Genomic DNA, 14248 nt, shown 5'->3' on the forward strand with positions numbered 1-14248 from the left:
CCCCCTCCTTCTCGACGTCGAGACGGCACACGTCGCCGGGATCGATATCGGCCAGTCGGAACTTGCTGCCGTCCGTGATCCTGAAACGCTTGAGGATCTCGCTCTTGCGCATGATCACCGGCTCGAGAGGAACACCGTTTTCCAATCCGTCTTCATGTCGACGATCGCCCATCCCCTGGCCCTCCCCTCCTCGAGCGCCTTGTCCAGCTTGCCGAAGCTGGAGTTGCGGTCATAGGCCCATTCGCGCTCGCCATCCGTGTGGTGGAGGATGAGCGCGAGTCGGGCTCCGTCGCCGGCCGTCGCGTATTGCAGCATCTGGAGGTCGCCGTCGGAATTGCCGAAGGCGAGAATCGGGCGCCGGCCGATGAAGCGGTTGATGCCGACCGGCTTGCCGGCGCCGTCGTCGACGAACTCGACCTTGGGCTCCTTGAACAGGTCGAGCTTGCCGTCGGGGCCGGCGCGGAACTCGACGACGCCCGAGGAGCCGACGACCTGCTCCGGCGGGATGCCGTAGGCCTTCTGCGCGAAGACGCGCATGAACTCGACCCCGCCGCCCGAGACGATGAAGGTCTTGAAGCCGTTGGCGCGCAGATAGGCCAGCAATTCGAGCTGCGGCTGGTAGACCATCTCCGTATAGGGCCGCTGCTTCGTCGGATGCCTGGCCGTGGCCAGCCAGTTGGCGACGGACGCCTCGAACTCGCTCGTCGTCATGCCGCTATGGGTCGCGGCGACGAGCTGGAGCAGCCCCTTTTCCCCCGAGGCGGCGAGACCCTTCGTGTCGCCGGCGAGAACCGAGCGGAAGGGCTCCGTCTCCTTCCACTCCGGATGCGAGGGGGCGAGACGCCTCACCTCGTCGAAGGCGAACAGCAATTGGAAATAGGCCGGCTGCTCGGCCCAGAGCGTGCCGTCATTGTCGAACGTCGCGATGCGCTCGTCCGGCTTCACGTAGTCCGGGCCGCCCTCCGTCGTCACTCGCCGGACGAAGTCGAGAATGGCCGACTTGGCCTTGCCGTCGTTCCAGGAGGAAAGCGGATCGGCCGGCGCCTGGGCCCAGGCCGGACCCGCCGCCACCAAGCCCCCCGCAAGAGCGGCCAGGTGGAAGATACGGCGTGTGAGGTTGGACTTGACGGACATACAGCGCTTCCTCGGCACTCGAAACGATCGGCCGGCGCCCCGACGGGCGCCGGCTCGGGGTCGGCGATGCCAGCCCCGATCTCCTCGATCCTAGCGGGGCCGCAGGGTTTCGAGGTCCTTCAGCCGTTTCAGCGCCGCCTGCTGCTGGAGGAACCCGTAGTTGATCCCGGCGGCGTTCAACGAGCTTCCCATCTGATACGGGAACTGATCGAAGTCGCTGAAGAACTCCTTCACCTTGCCCTGGATGGGAACCAGCAGCCACATCTGCTGCGCGAAGAACCGCATCGCGTCCCCGCCTTCCTTCATTCCGCGTTCATAGGGGTCCATGCGCAGGTTGGTGATCCCCGCCCAGGAGGTCACCTCGCGGGTCGCAGTCGCGATATTGCCTTCGCTGGCCACGGCGAAGCTCACCTTCCAGTCGTTCCAGCGAACGGCGTTGAGATTGCCGCCCTGGTCGAAATAGAACATGGAATCCCGCGGCGCGGCCTTCGCCTCCCCCTTGAGGAAGGGCGAGAAATCGTAGCCGTCGAGATGGACCTTGAAGCTCTTCGTCCCCGCCTGGAACCCGGTCTTCATCTTCTCCTTGATGTCGGGGATTCCGGCCGCCGCGCAAAGGGTCGGGAACCAGTCCATGGTCGAGATCGGCTCGTTGACCTGGGAGCCGGGCTTCACGACGCCCGGCCAGCGCACCATCATGGGAATGCGAAGGCCGCCTTCCCAGGTCGTGCCCTTCTCGCCCCGGAACGGCGTCATGGCGCCGTCCGGCCAGAGAGCGAGCTCGGCGCCGTTATCCGTCAGATAGAGGACGATGGTGTTGTCGGCGATGCCGAGGTCGTCGAGCTGCTTGAGAAGCTCGCCCACCATGCCGTCATGCTCGACCATGCCGTCGGCGTGGATGCCCTTGCCGGTCTTGCCGAGCGAGGCCGCCTTGAGATGGGTGAAGACATGCATGCGGGTCGAGTTGAACCAGCAGAAGAACGGCTTGCTCGCTTTCGTCTGCCGGTCGATGAAGTCCTTGGCCGCCGCCAGGAACTCCTCGTCGACGGTCTCCATCCGCTTGGTGTTCAGCGGCCCCGTATCCTCGATCTTGCCGTCGGCCGAGGACCTGATGACGCCGCGCGGCCCGAACTTCTTACGGAATTCCGGATCCTTCGGGTAGAAATAGCCTTCCGGCTCCTGCTCGGCGTTGAGATGGTAGAGGTTGCCGAAGAACTCGTCGAAGCCGTGCCGGGTCGGCAGGTGCTCGTCGCGGTCGCCGAGATGGTTCTTGCCGAACTGGCCTGTCGCGTAGCCCTTGGTCTTCAGCACGTCGGCGATGGTCGGCATCCAGTCCTGGATGCCGTGGGGGTCGCCGGGCATGCCGATGGTCAGCAGGCCCGTGCGGAACGGCTCCTGCCCGAGGATGAAGGAGGCGCGCCCGGCCGTGCAGCTCTGCTGGCCGTAGGCGTCGGTGAAGATGGCGCCCTCGCTGGCGATCCGATCGATGTTCGGCGTGCGGTAGCCCATCAGCCCCATCGTGTAGGCGCTGATCTGCGGGATGCCGATGTCGTCGCCCATGATCACGAGGATGTTGGGCGCCCGCCCGGCCGGAGCGGCCGAACGGGGCGGAGTCGATTGCGCCTGCGCGACCTGCCTCGACGAGGCGACGCCGAAGGCCGAGGCCGCGGCCAACGTCGTTCCGCCAAGAAGCAGGCTGCGCCGCCTCGCATCCGGTGCGTCGGATGCCGGCCTGCGATCATTCTTGACGTCCATGATCATCCTCCCAAGGGGCTGTCGCTCACGTGGGCACAACGTCAGATAAGCTCTGCTGCCGTGCCCTCATAATAATATTACAATAATTCTATACGCGACCAAACCGATCGTGCATCAGATGGTCCGCAACTGAAATCGACTGATCGAGCAGGACCTCAGCCCCGCTCCGCCATCGTCAGCCGCGAACGAGGCATTATTCCCCGTTCTTCAGTAGGATATCAATGGCCTGGATCACCTTCAACTGAGGATGGGCCCTGCAGTACCCGATCACCTTGTGCTCGCCCGATTTCACGCGCGTGAAATGCGCCATATGTTTTTTGGCCAAGCCATTATACCAGCCGCTATACCAAGCAGCGAGCATGTCCGCGTCTTCCTGATACGTATTCGAGAGTTGAGCGCAGGTCAGCTCCTGGACATTGATGAAACCCTTGGCGTCCCCATAGGTCGACAACTCGACCGCGGCGCAAGCAGGAGCACTCGCGGCCGCCAGAATGACCGCGGCAGCGAGCGCGCTCTTCAGACAAGGCATCATCGTTCGTTTCGTCCTTCCAGATCAATATCTTGAGCCAACGATCCAAGCTTTCGGCATGATCCGCTGCGGCCCTCGGAGAGGGAGGGAGACCTGGAGCGGGCCGATGGAGCCGTGCGGTCCGTTGACCGCATCGACTTCGCGCTGACCCCTTATTCGCGCCGCCACCGGCAACGAGCGAGCATGGAAGGCGTAGCCTGTCGTTCCGCCAATAGTCTCGACTCTCTGCGGAGTCGCGGTTCAGAGCATCAAGCTGAGGGCCGCGGTGCCGCCAAGCATTGCCACGGGCGGCAACGAGACTGCGCGCCACCTGGCCTTCAGTTTGCTCAAATCAATCTCCCGGAGCGATCGGCAGCGAGTATATGATCGATCTCCGGGGCGATCTATGCAGATCCTGCCAATTCCGCCGCTTCCATGAATTATTTTGACTGCTTGGAAGCAGGCGATTTTGCTGCCAAAATGCGCCTCCTCTCCAACGCTGGGACAAACGCCCATCTGTCGAGGAATGAGGTCGAATGGGCCATCGGCATTCCGCTGAGGTGCCGCGGGCACCCACGAGCATCCCGCTGGCGAAGGTCCCTTTCCTGAGCCGCATCTCTCAGCTCGAAGACCTTCACAATGCCGTGCTGGGTGCCGGTCTCAACGCCACCCAGCTGTCGCGCGCGCCCGTCACGGGCTCCCTCATGCTGTCCAGCCATGAGGGGCTTGCCCTCAGCTCGGCCCGGATCGGTGGGCGTGTCGCCCTTGAGGGAGTGTTGTCGGAAAACCTGATCACCTTCGGTCTCGGCGTCGAGCTGAGACCGGGCAGCCGCCAGTGGCTGCGGGAAGTTCAGACGGGGGAGGTCGCGGCTTTTCGGCCGGGCGACGACCATGACGCTCTCTACGCCCCGGGTTCCCTTTATGCGACGGTGGGCCTCTCGCCCGAAAGGATCGAGGAGCGCGCCGCCCAGCTCGATATCGTGCTGGATCCTTTCGCGCTGGGGAGCGGGGTCCATGCCCGGCCGCTTGCGCGGGGGTTGTTGGCGCAATTCCAGCAGGAATACATGCGGCTTCATGCGGATCCATCGGTCAGCGTCTCGCGTTTCAATCTGTGCGGACAGCGGCTCCTCGATGCCTTTCTGCTGCATTTCGGACGCCAGTTGCGGACGCGCCTGGGGCCGGGCGCGCCGGGCAAGCGGGAGCGTGTCGTCGCCTGCGCACGTGCCTTCATCCATGAGAGCTTGAGCCAGCCGCTCTCCGTCGAGAAGATCGCCACGGCCGCCTCGACGTCGCCCCGCACCCTGCACCGCGCCTTCCAGGCGATTCTCGACGAGACGCCCTATTCCTACGTCCTCAAGCTGAGGCTCCACCGGATCCGCCACGTCCTCGCCTCGGACGCCGAGTTCTCCTGCTCGATCGCCTCGATTGCCAACTGGTGGGGCATCACCGAACTCGGGCGCTTCGCCGGCTATTATCAGGAGCTTTTTGGAGAACTTCCTTCCGAAACCCGCGCCCGGTGCCGGAGACTGCTGCAATCGGCTGACAACTACACCTGACCTCGGCCCGCGCATATGCCTGGGATGGCCTAACCGTTGGTGTCGGATCTTTTGATCTCGGGCTCCTTTTCGAGTCGGACCGGCTTTCAGCGGCGGCGCAGGCGGCGGCGAATATCGACTGCATCCTGCTCAGGCGCCCATTTCGATCCGCGGAATCCGACGTATTGAAACCGGGAATTTCCTCTTTCGAGCCTTGACGGCAATTCGCTCGACGAGGCCTATCTCGGGACGCAAAGAGTGGCGGTCGCCGCAGTTTCAACCAAGAGCATTGCCCATGACCATCCCGGAGGCGTCGGGGCTGTATCTCCCGCCGCTGGCTCGCTTCGCTACGCTGTCTCAACCGCCGCTCGCCGGGAGGCCAGCGACCGCCACGATCATCACCGTAGAGATCGTGCGCAACCCCCCGATCAGGTGGGCTTCGCTGTCCACCCGAGCATCGTGGTAATCCGGACGCGGCGGACCGAGACCCTGACGGTGCTATGTGGGACCTTGGGTGACGCCAACCCAATACGGTATCTAATTTCTCAAGAACGCTCCGAGAACAATTCGTTCAGATTCTCCAAGATACCCGTCCAGATAAGCTGCGGCATCTCCCCTCTTTCCCTTTTCCAAAAGACTTACCAGCTCTTCATTTAATTCTATAAATGGAGAGTATAAAAGTTCTGGATCGCTGATCAAGCCAAAGGCAAGGCGCATCTCAGCCAATATATGCGAAAAGAACGCGTCGAGCCTCGGGCTATCGGCAAGCGCAACGATTGCCGTGTGAAAAGAAATATCGGCGCTGCCAACTGTAAGCCAGTCGACCACTTCGCGCGCCCGTTTGGCCTGCTCGACCGCTTCACGCATTTTCTTGATGGCGGAATGTCCAGAGGAAGCCCTTCCCATTGCCGGGCATTCAACTATGCGCCGTACGCGATACAAGTCGACGATCGTCGCCATATTTGGGACGGCCACAAAAACCCCGCGGTTCGGCTCGTGCCGAAGCAGCCCTTCCTTGGTTAAGACGCGGAATCCTTCCCGCAACGTATTGCGCGAGACCTGGAAGACCTCTCCCAGTTCCGCCTCTGAGAGGTGCTGACCCGGGATAAAGACCCCTTTCATCACTTTTTCGCGTATGCGGTCGGCCGTCACATCAGCGAGTGATCGGCCATTTTCACGCGGTGGCTTCGTCAACAAACCGTGCTCCATCCCGCCTGCCCACCACGCGGATCACTTCGCTCGACCGCTAAACTTGATGCTGGTGATGGCCAGCGGAGTGCCGCTGGCAACCTGTTGAAAACTAAGAAACGAGGCCGCCAAGTTCAAGCCGATGTCGCTCGCGCGGGTCCGTCTGGCGAACGGGTGACGCACTGATCCCCAAAAATGATGCGTGGCCATCCGGTTCGAGCTACGATTCCATCTTTACGAAGAACGATCAGATAGATATTGTCCTACGAAATCGGCTGAAAAAAGAGCCTTCCTGCCCAAAGCCGGCAGGCAGATTATGGCGCCGAACGATGCGGGGACGGAACGCATGTCGACCATCGATCTGAACAGCGACCTTGGCGAGGGTTTCGGCGCCTGGAGCATGGGCGACGACGAGGCCATGCTCGGCATCGTCACGAGCGCCAACGTCGCCTGCGGCTTTCATGCCGGCGACCCGGCGGGCATTCTTCGAACGCTGCGCGAGGCCGCCCGCAGGAACGTCGTCGTCGGTGCGCATGTCGGTTACCGCGACCTCGTCGGATTTGGCCGAAGGGCCATGGATCCGTCGAGCGAGGAACTCGTCGCGGACGTCATCTACCAGATCGGCGCGCTCCAGGGGCTCGCCGTCGCGGCGGGAACGCGGGTCTCCTACGTCAAGCCTCACGGCGCGCTCTACAACACCATCGCCGATGATCCGCGGCAGGCGGCCGACGTGATCGCGGGGATCAAGGCGATCGATCCCTCTCTCGTCCTCGTCGCTCTCGCCGGCGCTCCGATCATCGCGCAAGCGCGAGAGGCGGGTCTCACCGTTATAGCCGAGGCCTTCGCGGATCGGGCCTATACCTCGCAGGGCCGGCTCGTGTCGCGGCGGCTGCCCGGCTCCGTTCTGCACGATCCCGAGCTGGTGGCACGGCGAATGCTTCGGCTGGTGACCGAAGGCGTGCTTGAGGCGATCGACGGCGCCTCGACTCCGATCGAAGCCCAGTCCATCTGCGTTCACGGCGACAGCCCCGCTGCCGTCGCCATGGCGCGGCGGCTCCGGGAGACCTTGCAGGCTGCCGGCGTGGCGCTGCGCCCTTTCGCTATCTCCAGGAGCAAGACGCGATGACACAAATCATGGCTACGGAAGCCCAAGCCGCCCGGACGCGCTATCGCGCGGGCGCAGTCGAGCCGACGGCGGGGATCGCCCCAGGCATGGTGCAGGCGAACACGATCGCCCTGCCTCGAGATTGGGCCTACGACTTCCTGCTCTACGCTCAGCGGAATCCCAAGCCCTGTCCCGTCCTCGACGTGACCGACCCTGGGTCCTTCTCGACCGTTCTGGCCGAGGGCGCTGACCTTCGTCGCGACATTCCCCTCTACCGCATCTGGCGTGATGGCCAGTTGGCGGAGGAGGTGACGGATGCGAGCCCCTTCTATGCCGAGCGGGACGATCTCGTGACTTTTCTCATCGGGTGCAGCTTCAGCTTCGAGTCTGCCCTGATGGAGGCGGGGATCGAGGTGCGCCACATCGTCGACGGCAGCAACGTGCCGATGTTCCGCACAAGTCGCCAATGTCGTCCCGCCGGACGGCTCAAGGGGGAGATGGTGGTGTCCATGCGCCCGATCCCGGCTTCGCGGGTCGCGGAGGCAGCGACCATATCCGCGCGCCTTCCAGCGGTTCACGGGGCGCCCGTCCATGTCGGCGCACCGGAGGAGCTCGGGATTCGGGATCTGGGAGCGCCTGATTTCGGCGACCCGGTCCGAATCGAGCCAGGTGAAATTCCGGTCTTCTGGGCCTGCGGGGTGACCCCGCAAGCGGCGGTGATGGCCTCGCGCGTGCCTTTCGCCATCACCCATGCACCCGGCTACATGTTCATCACAGACGTACCGGACAGCACCTATCGTATCTGATTGCATGCCCGCGCCGGTCTCTACCCGGAAATACGGGAGTACCGGCGCGCGACCGGAGGCTGGAATGCGTTTCCTTCCCGTCAGCCAGAATGCTCTCCTCGTCGAACTCGCCGATCTCGATGCGACGCTCGCACTTTTCGATTCCCTTTCCCGATCACCCGTCGACGGCGTGGAAGAAATCGTCCCTGCCGCCCGCACGCTGTTGATCCGCCTGCGCCCGGGCGTGAACGCCGGCGCGGTCGCTGCCGCTCTTCTCACGCGTGATCTGTCGAAGCGGGATCGCGGCGATCCCCGCACGGTCGAAATTCCCGTCCTCTATGACGGCGCGGATCTGGAGGAAGCCGCCGAACGGCTCGGTATCTCGACCGATGAACTCATCCGCCGCCATACCGCGGCGAACTACGCTGTCGCCTTCACCGGTTTCGCGCCCGGCTTCGCCTATCTCTCAGCCCCCGATGCCGGCCTTTCCATTCCCCGCCGGCAGACCCCCCGGACGCGCATTCCGGCTGGGGCCGTCGCCCTCGCCGGCCCCTTCAGCGGGGTTTATCCGCGCGAGAGCCCGGGCGGATGGCAGATCATCGGGACGACGCCGCTCGTCATGTTCGATCCAACCCGGGAACCGCCCACGTTGCTGACGCCCGGCGATCGGGTCCGCTTTCGCCGGATCGACGCGATGCCGACGCGGGCGCCGGCGAAGGCGGCCGTGTCACCGGCGCCTGCCTCTCCGGGCTTACACGTCCTCTCCGTCGCGCTGCCCGTCCTCGTCCAGGATATGGGGCGGCCCGGGCTGGCCGCCCTGGGCGTGTCGGTCTCGGGTGCGCTCGACCGTGGGGCGCTCGCCGCGGCGAACGCCGCCGTCGGCAATCCGCCCGACGCGGCGGCGCTGGAGATCACGCTCGGCGGGTTCGGCTTCGAGGCCGAGCGGGCCATGACGGTCGCCCTGGCCGGGGCGCCGGCTCCCGTCACGCTGCGGACGGCGGAGGGCCATGCCCTCGCCGCGCCGCACGGCCGTCCCATCCGGCTCGCGCCGGGGGACAAGGTCAGCCTCGGGGCTCCGGCGCGGGGCATGCGGAGCTATCTCGCGGTGGCCGGGGGGCTCGACGTGCCGCCCGTGATGCACAGCGCCGCGACCGACACGCTCGCCGGCATCGGCCCCGAGCCGGTCAAGGCGGGCGACCGGCTGGCGATCGGTCCGGAACCAAGCGCGCCTGCCGCGTCGGAACTCGCTCCCTCCCAACCGCGAGCCTTGCCGGCGGCCGCGGACATCGTGACGCTCGACGTCATCCTCGGACCACGCACCGACTGGTTCACGCGCGAGGCCGTCCGGCTGCTCGCGGCGCAGGAATGGGTCGTGACCTCGGAATCGAGCCGGGTCGGCATCCGCCTCGCCGGCGCGACGCCGCTCGAGCGCAGCCGCGCCGGCGAGCTTCAGAGCGAGGGAACGGTGCGGGGCGCATTGCAGGTCCCGCCCAGCGGCCAGCCGGTGCTCTTCCTCTCCGATCATCCCCTGACCGGCGGCTACCCGGTCATCGGCTCGATCTCGCCCCATCAGCTCGATCTCGCCGGGCAGATTCCCATCGGCGCCCGCATCCGCCTCGTTCCGACAGCGCCCTTCGCCGAGATCACCCCGACGCCGGAGAATCCGTCATGAAGAAGGTTCTGATCGCCAATCGGGGCGAGATCGCCCTCCGCGTCGTCCGCGCCTGCCGCGACTACGGGCTCGCCTCCGTCGCCGTCTATGCCGATGCGGATGCGGACGCGCCCTTCGTCCGCGCCGCGGACGAAGCCTGGGGCCTGTGCGGCGCCAGGCCGGCCGAGACCTATCTCGACATCGGCAAGCTCATCGCCGTCGCCCGCCGCTCGGGCGCCGACGCGGTCCATCCGGGCTATGGCTTCCTGTCGGAGCGGGCGGAATTCGCCCGCGCGGTGCAGGAGGCGGGCCTCACCTGGATCGGACCCGATCCCCATGTGATCGAGGCACTCGGGGACAAGGTCGAGGCGCGCCGGATCGCCGAGAAGGTCGGCGCCCCGCTGGTGGCGGGCAGCGACGGACCCATTGCCTCCGGAGCCGAGGCCGAGGCTTTCGCCCGCGCGGCGGGGCTTCCCATCGCCATCAAGGCGGCCTTCGGCGGCGGTGGTCGTGGGATGAAGGTGGCCTGGAAGCTGGAGGAGGTCGCCGAACTTTACGATTCCGCCGTACGGGAGGCGACCACCGCCTTCGGCCGGGGCGATTGCTATGTCGAGCGCTTCCTCGACCGGCCCCGCCATGTCGAGGCGCAGGTCGTGGCGGACCGGCACGGCAACGTCGTCGTCGCGGGGACGCGCGACTGCTCGCTCCAGCGCCGGAACCAGAAGCTGGTCGAGGAGGCGCCGGCGCCTTTCCTGACCGACGACCAGCGCGCCCGCGTCCATGCCGCCGCGCGCGATATCTGCGCCGCCGCCGGATATACGGGCGCCGGCACCGTCGAGTTCCTGCTCAGCGCGGACGGCGTGCTCTCCTTCCTCGAGGTCAATACGCGCCTTCAGGTCGAGCATCCGGTGACGGAGGAGACGGCGGGGGTCGACCTCGTGATCGAACAGTTCCGCATCGCCGAGGGCCTGCCGCTGTCCTTCACCGCGACGCCCGAGCCGCGCGGCCATTCCATCGAGTTCCGGATCAATGCCGAGGATCCGGGTCGCGGCTTCCTGCCGGCACCGGGCGCGATCACTCTCTTCGCCCCGCCCTCCGGGCCGGGCGTCCGCGTCGATGCCGGGGTCGAGACGGGCGGGGCGGTGGCCCCCGCCTTCGACAGCCTGATGGGCAAGCTGATCGTGACCGGCCCGACGCGCGAGGCGGCGCTGGCCCGCGCCCGCCGAGCCCTCGCCGAGTTCCGCATCGAGGGCGTGCCCACCGTGCTGCCGTTCCACCGCGCGGTGCTGGAAGAGCCGGCCTTCACCGCGCAGGAGGGCTTTCGCGTCCATACCCGCTGGATCGAAACCGAGTTCGGCAGCCTCTTCGAGCCCGCCTCCACCTCCGCCGCCGCTCCCGCGGACGAGATGCTGAGCCTGCCGGTCGAGATCGACGGCCGCCGGGTCGAGCTTCGGCTTCCCGCGCGGCTTCTTGGCGGCTTCCAGGCGGCCGGCGCCGTGCCCGGCCAGGCGTCGCCGGCGGAGCGGCCGGAGGAGGCCGGCCCCGGCGCCGTCCGCGCCCCGGTGCCGGGTACCATCCAGCTCTGGCGCATCGAGGATGGCGCCGAAGTGAACGAAGGTGACATCGTCGCGGTGATGGAAGCGATGAAGATGGAGACTCCGGTCTTCGCTCCCCTCTCCGGTCAGCTTCGCCGGATCGCCGCGGCCGGCTCCATGCATGTCCTTGGCGCGGTCATCGCCCGCATCGAAGCCTGATCGCTCGTGCTTCTGCCCGCGCGGCCCGCGCGGGATCAGGGAGCCCCCACTGCCGTAAGGATCGACCTGACCACCCTAGCGCCCAGGAGAGCGTAAATCATGAGCACATCACCTCCAGCCACCTCACCTCCAGCCGCCGCGGCAGAAGGATCCTGGTACCGGGAGATGACGGCAAAGGGCCGGCGGACCTTCTGGGCCTGCTTCACGGGCTACGGCCTCGACGCCTTCGATGTCCAGATCTACAGCCTCGCCATCACGGGCATCGTTGCAGCCCTGGCGCTCACCAATCAACAGGTCGGCATCATCGCCACCTCGACATTGCTTGCCTCAGCCTTCGGAGGCTGGTTCGCGGGGATCCTGGCGGACAGGTTCGGGCGCGTCAGGACGCTCCAGATCACCGTGGTCTGGTTCGCCGCGTTCACGTTTCTTAGTGGTTTCGCCCAGAACTTCGAACAGCTGCTCCTCTGCCGCGCGCTCATGGGCCTCGGCTTCGGCGGAGAATGGTCGGCCGGTGCCGTGCTGATGGCCGAAGTCATCGCGCCGAAACACCGAGGCAAGGCGGTTGGCTTCGTGCAGAGCGCCTGGGCTGTCGGCTGGGCCTTCGCGGTTCTCGTTTCAACTGTGCTCTTCAGTTACTTCCCGCCAGAGATGGCTTGGCGCTGGCTGTTCTGGTTCGGTCTCCTGCCGGCCGCCGCCGCCGCCGTCATCCGCCGGTTTATCGACGAACCCGAGGTCTATGTTCAGAGTCAGGAGAAGCTGAAGGCAGCCGGCGACACCGTGAAGATCTCCGAGATCTTCTCGCCCTCGATCCTGAGGACCACGGTGCTGTGCTCTATCCTGACGACGGGCGCGCAGGGCGGCTATTACGCCCTCGGCACTTGGCTGCCGAGTTTCCTGAAGAACGAGCGCGGACTTTCGGTCATCGGCAGTGGCGGCTACCTCGCGGTCATCATCGTGGGTTCGTTCGTCGGCTACCTGTCCGGAGCCTATCTCGCCGACCTCATCGGCCGACGGAACAAGTTCCGGCTCTTCGCCATTGGGGCGTTCGTGACGGTCATCGCCTACACGTCGCTGCCCATCCCGAACTCGCTGATGCTGATTCTCGGCTTTCCACTCGGATTCTTCTCGTCTGGCATCTTCGCCGCCATGGGGGCGTTCCTGACGGAGAACTTCCCGACCCGGATCAGGGCGGCGGGGCAGGGCTTCACTTACAACTTCGGCCGGGGAATAGCGGCGCTGAACCCGACCCTGATCGGAATAGCGGCCGCGACCATGGGGCTCGGACGGGCGATCGCGATCTTGGCAGCGGGCTCCTACGCGCTGGTCCTCATCGTGACTTTCCTGCTGCCGGAGACCCGCGGCAAGGAACTCCAGGCCGACTAGGTCGTCCCGGCACGGCCCCGACCGTCGAGGCACGGGGCCGCGCTACTTCCGACGAAGGACATACGGAGCTTCGCCGGGCCGCCGCCGCGAGCGTCCTCGCGGAACGCCTATGGAGGACTACCATGTGCAGCCTCGATGGACTTTTCGCGAACAACCGCGCCTGGGCAGCACGGCGTGTGGCGGATGATCCGGATTTCTTCACCCGCCTCGCCGCGCAGCAGGCGCCTCGCTATCTGTGGATCGGCTGTTCGGATAGCCGCGTGCCGGCCAACCAGATCATCGGCCTCGATCCCGGTGAAGTTTTCGTCCATCGAAACATCGCCAATCTGGTCGTCCACTCCGACCTCAACTGCCTATCGGTTCTCCAATACGCCGTCGAAGTTCTCCGGGTTGAGCACATCATGATCGTCGGTCATTACGGTTGTGGCGGCGTGCGCGCGATCGCCGAACGGCGTTCGGCCGGCCTGGCGGACAATTGGCTGCGCCATATCGAGGACGTCGCCTTCAAGCACGCGCCCTGGCTCGATGCGGCAGAAAACGATGATGAGCGCACCTCCCGACTGGTCGAACTGAATGTAATAGAGCAAGTTTCCAATGTATGCCGGACCACTGTTTTGCGGAGAGCATGGTATAATGGACACCGCGTCAAAGTTCACGGTCTGGTATATGGCCTGAACGATGGTTTGCTGCGCCGGCTGGGATCGAGCGTTGCGGGCAGCCAATTCTGGCGCGAACATTACGAAAATTCTTTAAGAACGCTGAAGGAGCGCCGCGGATGAGGCCATCATCGGCTGCCAGCGCATATGGTCGGACAAACTTCCGGCTGCGAGTATGTTGCAAAGACTGCGATCAGTGATCGCCAGCGTATCCGATACGATCTGAGAAATGACTTACTCCGCTTGGCATGCATCAATTATATAATTGTAAGTAGATAAAATATATACTTAGAAAGAATTCTTTCTAGAAAGCGATATTCGAATAGGAGGGGCAGCCCACTATGAGCAATAGATCTATAACCGGCGCGGCAAATGGTTCCGCGGCACACTCTGCGATGTCGGCTGGCGATCGCGTTATGGATGACAGCTTCCGTTCCCTGTTGTTCTCCCGCGTCCCGGCCGAAGACCTCGCTGGCTTCTCCGCGAGCGCCCTCGCGACCCTCGCCGATTCGGCTTACGCGCATCTGGCCCAGCCACGCAGCGGCGGCCAGCCGGTGGTCGCGCTCCGGAATGTCACGGTCGAGCAGCACGGGAAGATGCGTGAGCTGACCGTGCTCGATGCGGTCAACGACGACATGCCGTTCCTGCTGGACTCGACGCTCGCCGAGCTGGTCAAGCGCGGGCTCGAGCCGCAACTCGTCGCTCATCCGATCCTCGGGGTCGAGCGCGACGGCCAGGGTGGCCTCGTCGGGCTCGGGGGCGACGCGACGGCGGAAAGCGCCCAGGCGCCGCGGCGC

Annotated in this window: 12 protein-coding genes; 8 read left to right on the top strand and 4 right to left on the bottom strand. The window is 65.3% G+C overall.

Annotated elements, in window-relative coordinates; translation table 11 throughout:
* Nucleotides 1-114 precede the first annotated feature (114 nt).
* The 3 genes from PKD06_RS15200 to PKD06_RS15210 form a co-directional block, all read right to left on the bottom strand.
* Nucleotides 115-1134, bottom strand: coding sequence for an HAD family hydrolase (locus PKD06_RS15200; RefSeq protein WP_324381515.1), 1020 nt, complete (start codon nucleotides 1132-1134; stop codon nucleotides 115-117).
* A gap of 90 nt (nucleotides 1135-1224) precedes the next feature.
* Entirely contained in the window at nucleotides 1225-2892 is a 1668-nt protein-coding gene (locus tag PKD06_RS15205) for an arylsulfatase (protein WP_324381517.1), read from the bottom strand.
* A 187-nt stretch (nucleotides 2893-3079) separates the two neighbouring features.
* Nucleotides 3080-3418 carry an HdeA/HdeB family chaperone gene (locus tag PKD06_RS15210; RefSeq protein WP_324381519.1) on the bottom strand — a complete coding sequence of 113 codons (339 nt, stop codon included), beginning with the start codon at nucleotides 3416-3418 and terminating at the stop codon, nucleotides 3080-3082.
* A gap of 620 nt (nucleotides 3419-4038) precedes the next feature.
* Here PKD06_RS15210 and PKD06_RS15215 point away from each other — a divergent pair.
* The gene (locus PKD06_RS15215) at nucleotides 4039-4950 is read left to right on the top strand and encodes an AraC family transcriptional regulator (protein ID WP_324381521.1); all 912 of its coding nucleotides are present in this window, start codon (nucleotides 4039-4041) and stop codon (nucleotides 4948-4950) included.
* Nucleotides 4951-5466: 516 nt separating this feature from the next.
* Here PKD06_RS15215 and PKD06_RS15220 read toward each other — a convergent pair.
* Nucleotides 5467-6123 carry a GntR family transcriptional regulator gene (locus PKD06_RS15220; protein WP_324381523.1) on the bottom strand — a complete coding sequence of 219 codons (657 nt, stop codon included), beginning with the start codon at nucleotides 6121-6123 and terminating at the stop codon, nucleotides 5467-5469.
* Between the two features lie 340 nt (nucleotides 6124-6463).
* On the opposite strand from PKD06_RS15220, the gene PKD06_RS15225 reads away from it, so the two are divergent.
* The 7 genes from PKD06_RS15225 to PKD06_RS15255 form a co-directional block, all read left to right on the top strand.
* Nucleotides 6464-7243, top strand: a complete 780-nt coding sequence (locus tag PKD06_RS15225; protein WP_324381525.1) for a 5-oxoprolinase subunit PxpA — start codon at nucleotides 6464-6466, stop codon at nucleotides 7241-7243.
* Nucleotides 7240-8028: a putative hydro-lyase gene (locus PKD06_RS15230; RefSeq protein ID WP_324381527.1), complete on the top strand. Its 789-nt coding sequence runs from the start codon at nucleotides 7240-7242 to the stop codon at nucleotides 8026-8028. The genes PKD06_RS15225 and PKD06_RS15230 overlap by 4 nt, the downstream gene beginning before the upstream one ends.
* Before the next feature lie 64 nt (nucleotides 8029-8092).
* Nucleotides 8093-9679 carry an urea amidolyase family protein gene (locus PKD06_RS15235; RefSeq protein WP_324381529.1) on the top strand — a complete coding sequence of 529 codons (1587 nt, stop codon included), beginning with the start codon at nucleotides 8093-8095 and terminating at the stop codon, nucleotides 9677-9679.
* Nucleotides 9676-11412 carry a biotin carboxylase N-terminal domain-containing protein gene (locus PKD06_RS15240; RefSeq protein WP_324381531.1) on the top strand — a complete coding sequence of 579 codons (1737 nt, stop codon included), beginning with the start codon at nucleotides 9676-9678 and terminating at the stop codon, nucleotides 11410-11412. The genes PKD06_RS15235 and PKD06_RS15240 overlap by 4 nt, the downstream gene beginning before the upstream one ends.
* A gap of 165 nt (nucleotides 11413-11577) precedes the next feature.
* A complete protein-coding gene (locus PKD06_RS15245; RefSeq protein WP_324381533.1) occupies nucleotides 11578-12795 on the top strand; it encodes an MFS transporter in 1218 nt (405 codons plus the stop codon).
* 122 nt (nucleotides 12796-12917) lie between these two features.
* Nucleotides 12918-13574 carry a carbonate dehydratase gene (can, locus tag PKD06_RS15250; protein ID WP_324381535.1) on the top strand — a complete coding sequence of 219 codons (657 nt, stop codon included), beginning with the start codon at nucleotides 12918-12920 and terminating at the stop codon, nucleotides 13572-13574.
* Between the two features lie 218 nt (nucleotides 13575-13792).
* A partial coding sequence (locus PKD06_RS15255) for a hypothetical protein (protein ID WP_324381537.1) occupies nucleotides 13793-14248 on the top strand: 456 nt, incomplete at its 3' end.

Source organism: Enterovirga sp. (genome assembly GCF_035325185.1).
In the GTDB taxonomy this organism is placed as follows: domain Bacteria; phylum Pseudomonadota; class Alphaproteobacteria; order Rhizobiales; family Beijerinckiaceae; genus Enterovirga.

Coding starts and splice junctions, on each gene's coding strand:
- PKD06_RS15235 (WP_324381529.1), top strand. CDS start 8,093: ATGCGTTTCCTTCCCGTCAGCCAGAATGCTCTCCTCGTCGAACTCGCC.
- PKD06_RS15230 (WP_324381527.1), top strand. CDS start 7,240: ATGACACAAATCATGGCTACGGAAGCCCAAGCCGCCCGGACGCGCTAT.
- PKD06_RS15200 (WP_324381515.1), bottom strand. CDS start 1,134: ATGTCCGTCAAGTCCAACCTCACACGCCGTATCTTCCACCTGGCCGCT.
- PKD06_RS15240 (WP_324381531.1), top strand. CDS start 9,676: ATGAAGAAGGTTCTGATCGCCAATCGGGGCGAGATCGCCCTCCGCGTC.
- PKD06_RS15245 (WP_324381533.1), top strand. CDS start 11,578: ATGACGGCAAAGGGCCGGCGGACCTTCTGGGCCTGCTTCACGGGCTAC.
- PKD06_RS15225 (WP_324381525.1), top strand. CDS start 6,464: ATGTCGACCATCGATCTGAACAGCGACCTTGGCGAGGGTTTCGGCGCC.
- PKD06_RS15205 (WP_324381517.1), bottom strand. CDS start 2,892: ATGATCATGGACGTCAAGAATGATCGCAGGCCGGCATCCGACGCACCG.
- can (WP_324381535.1), top strand. CDS start 12,918: ATGTGCAGCCTCGATGGACTTTTCGCGAACAACCGCGCCTGGGCAGCA.
- PKD06_RS15210 (WP_324381519.1), bottom strand. CDS start 3,418: ATGATGCCTTGTCTGAAGAGCGCGCTCGCTGCCGCGGTCATTCTGGCG.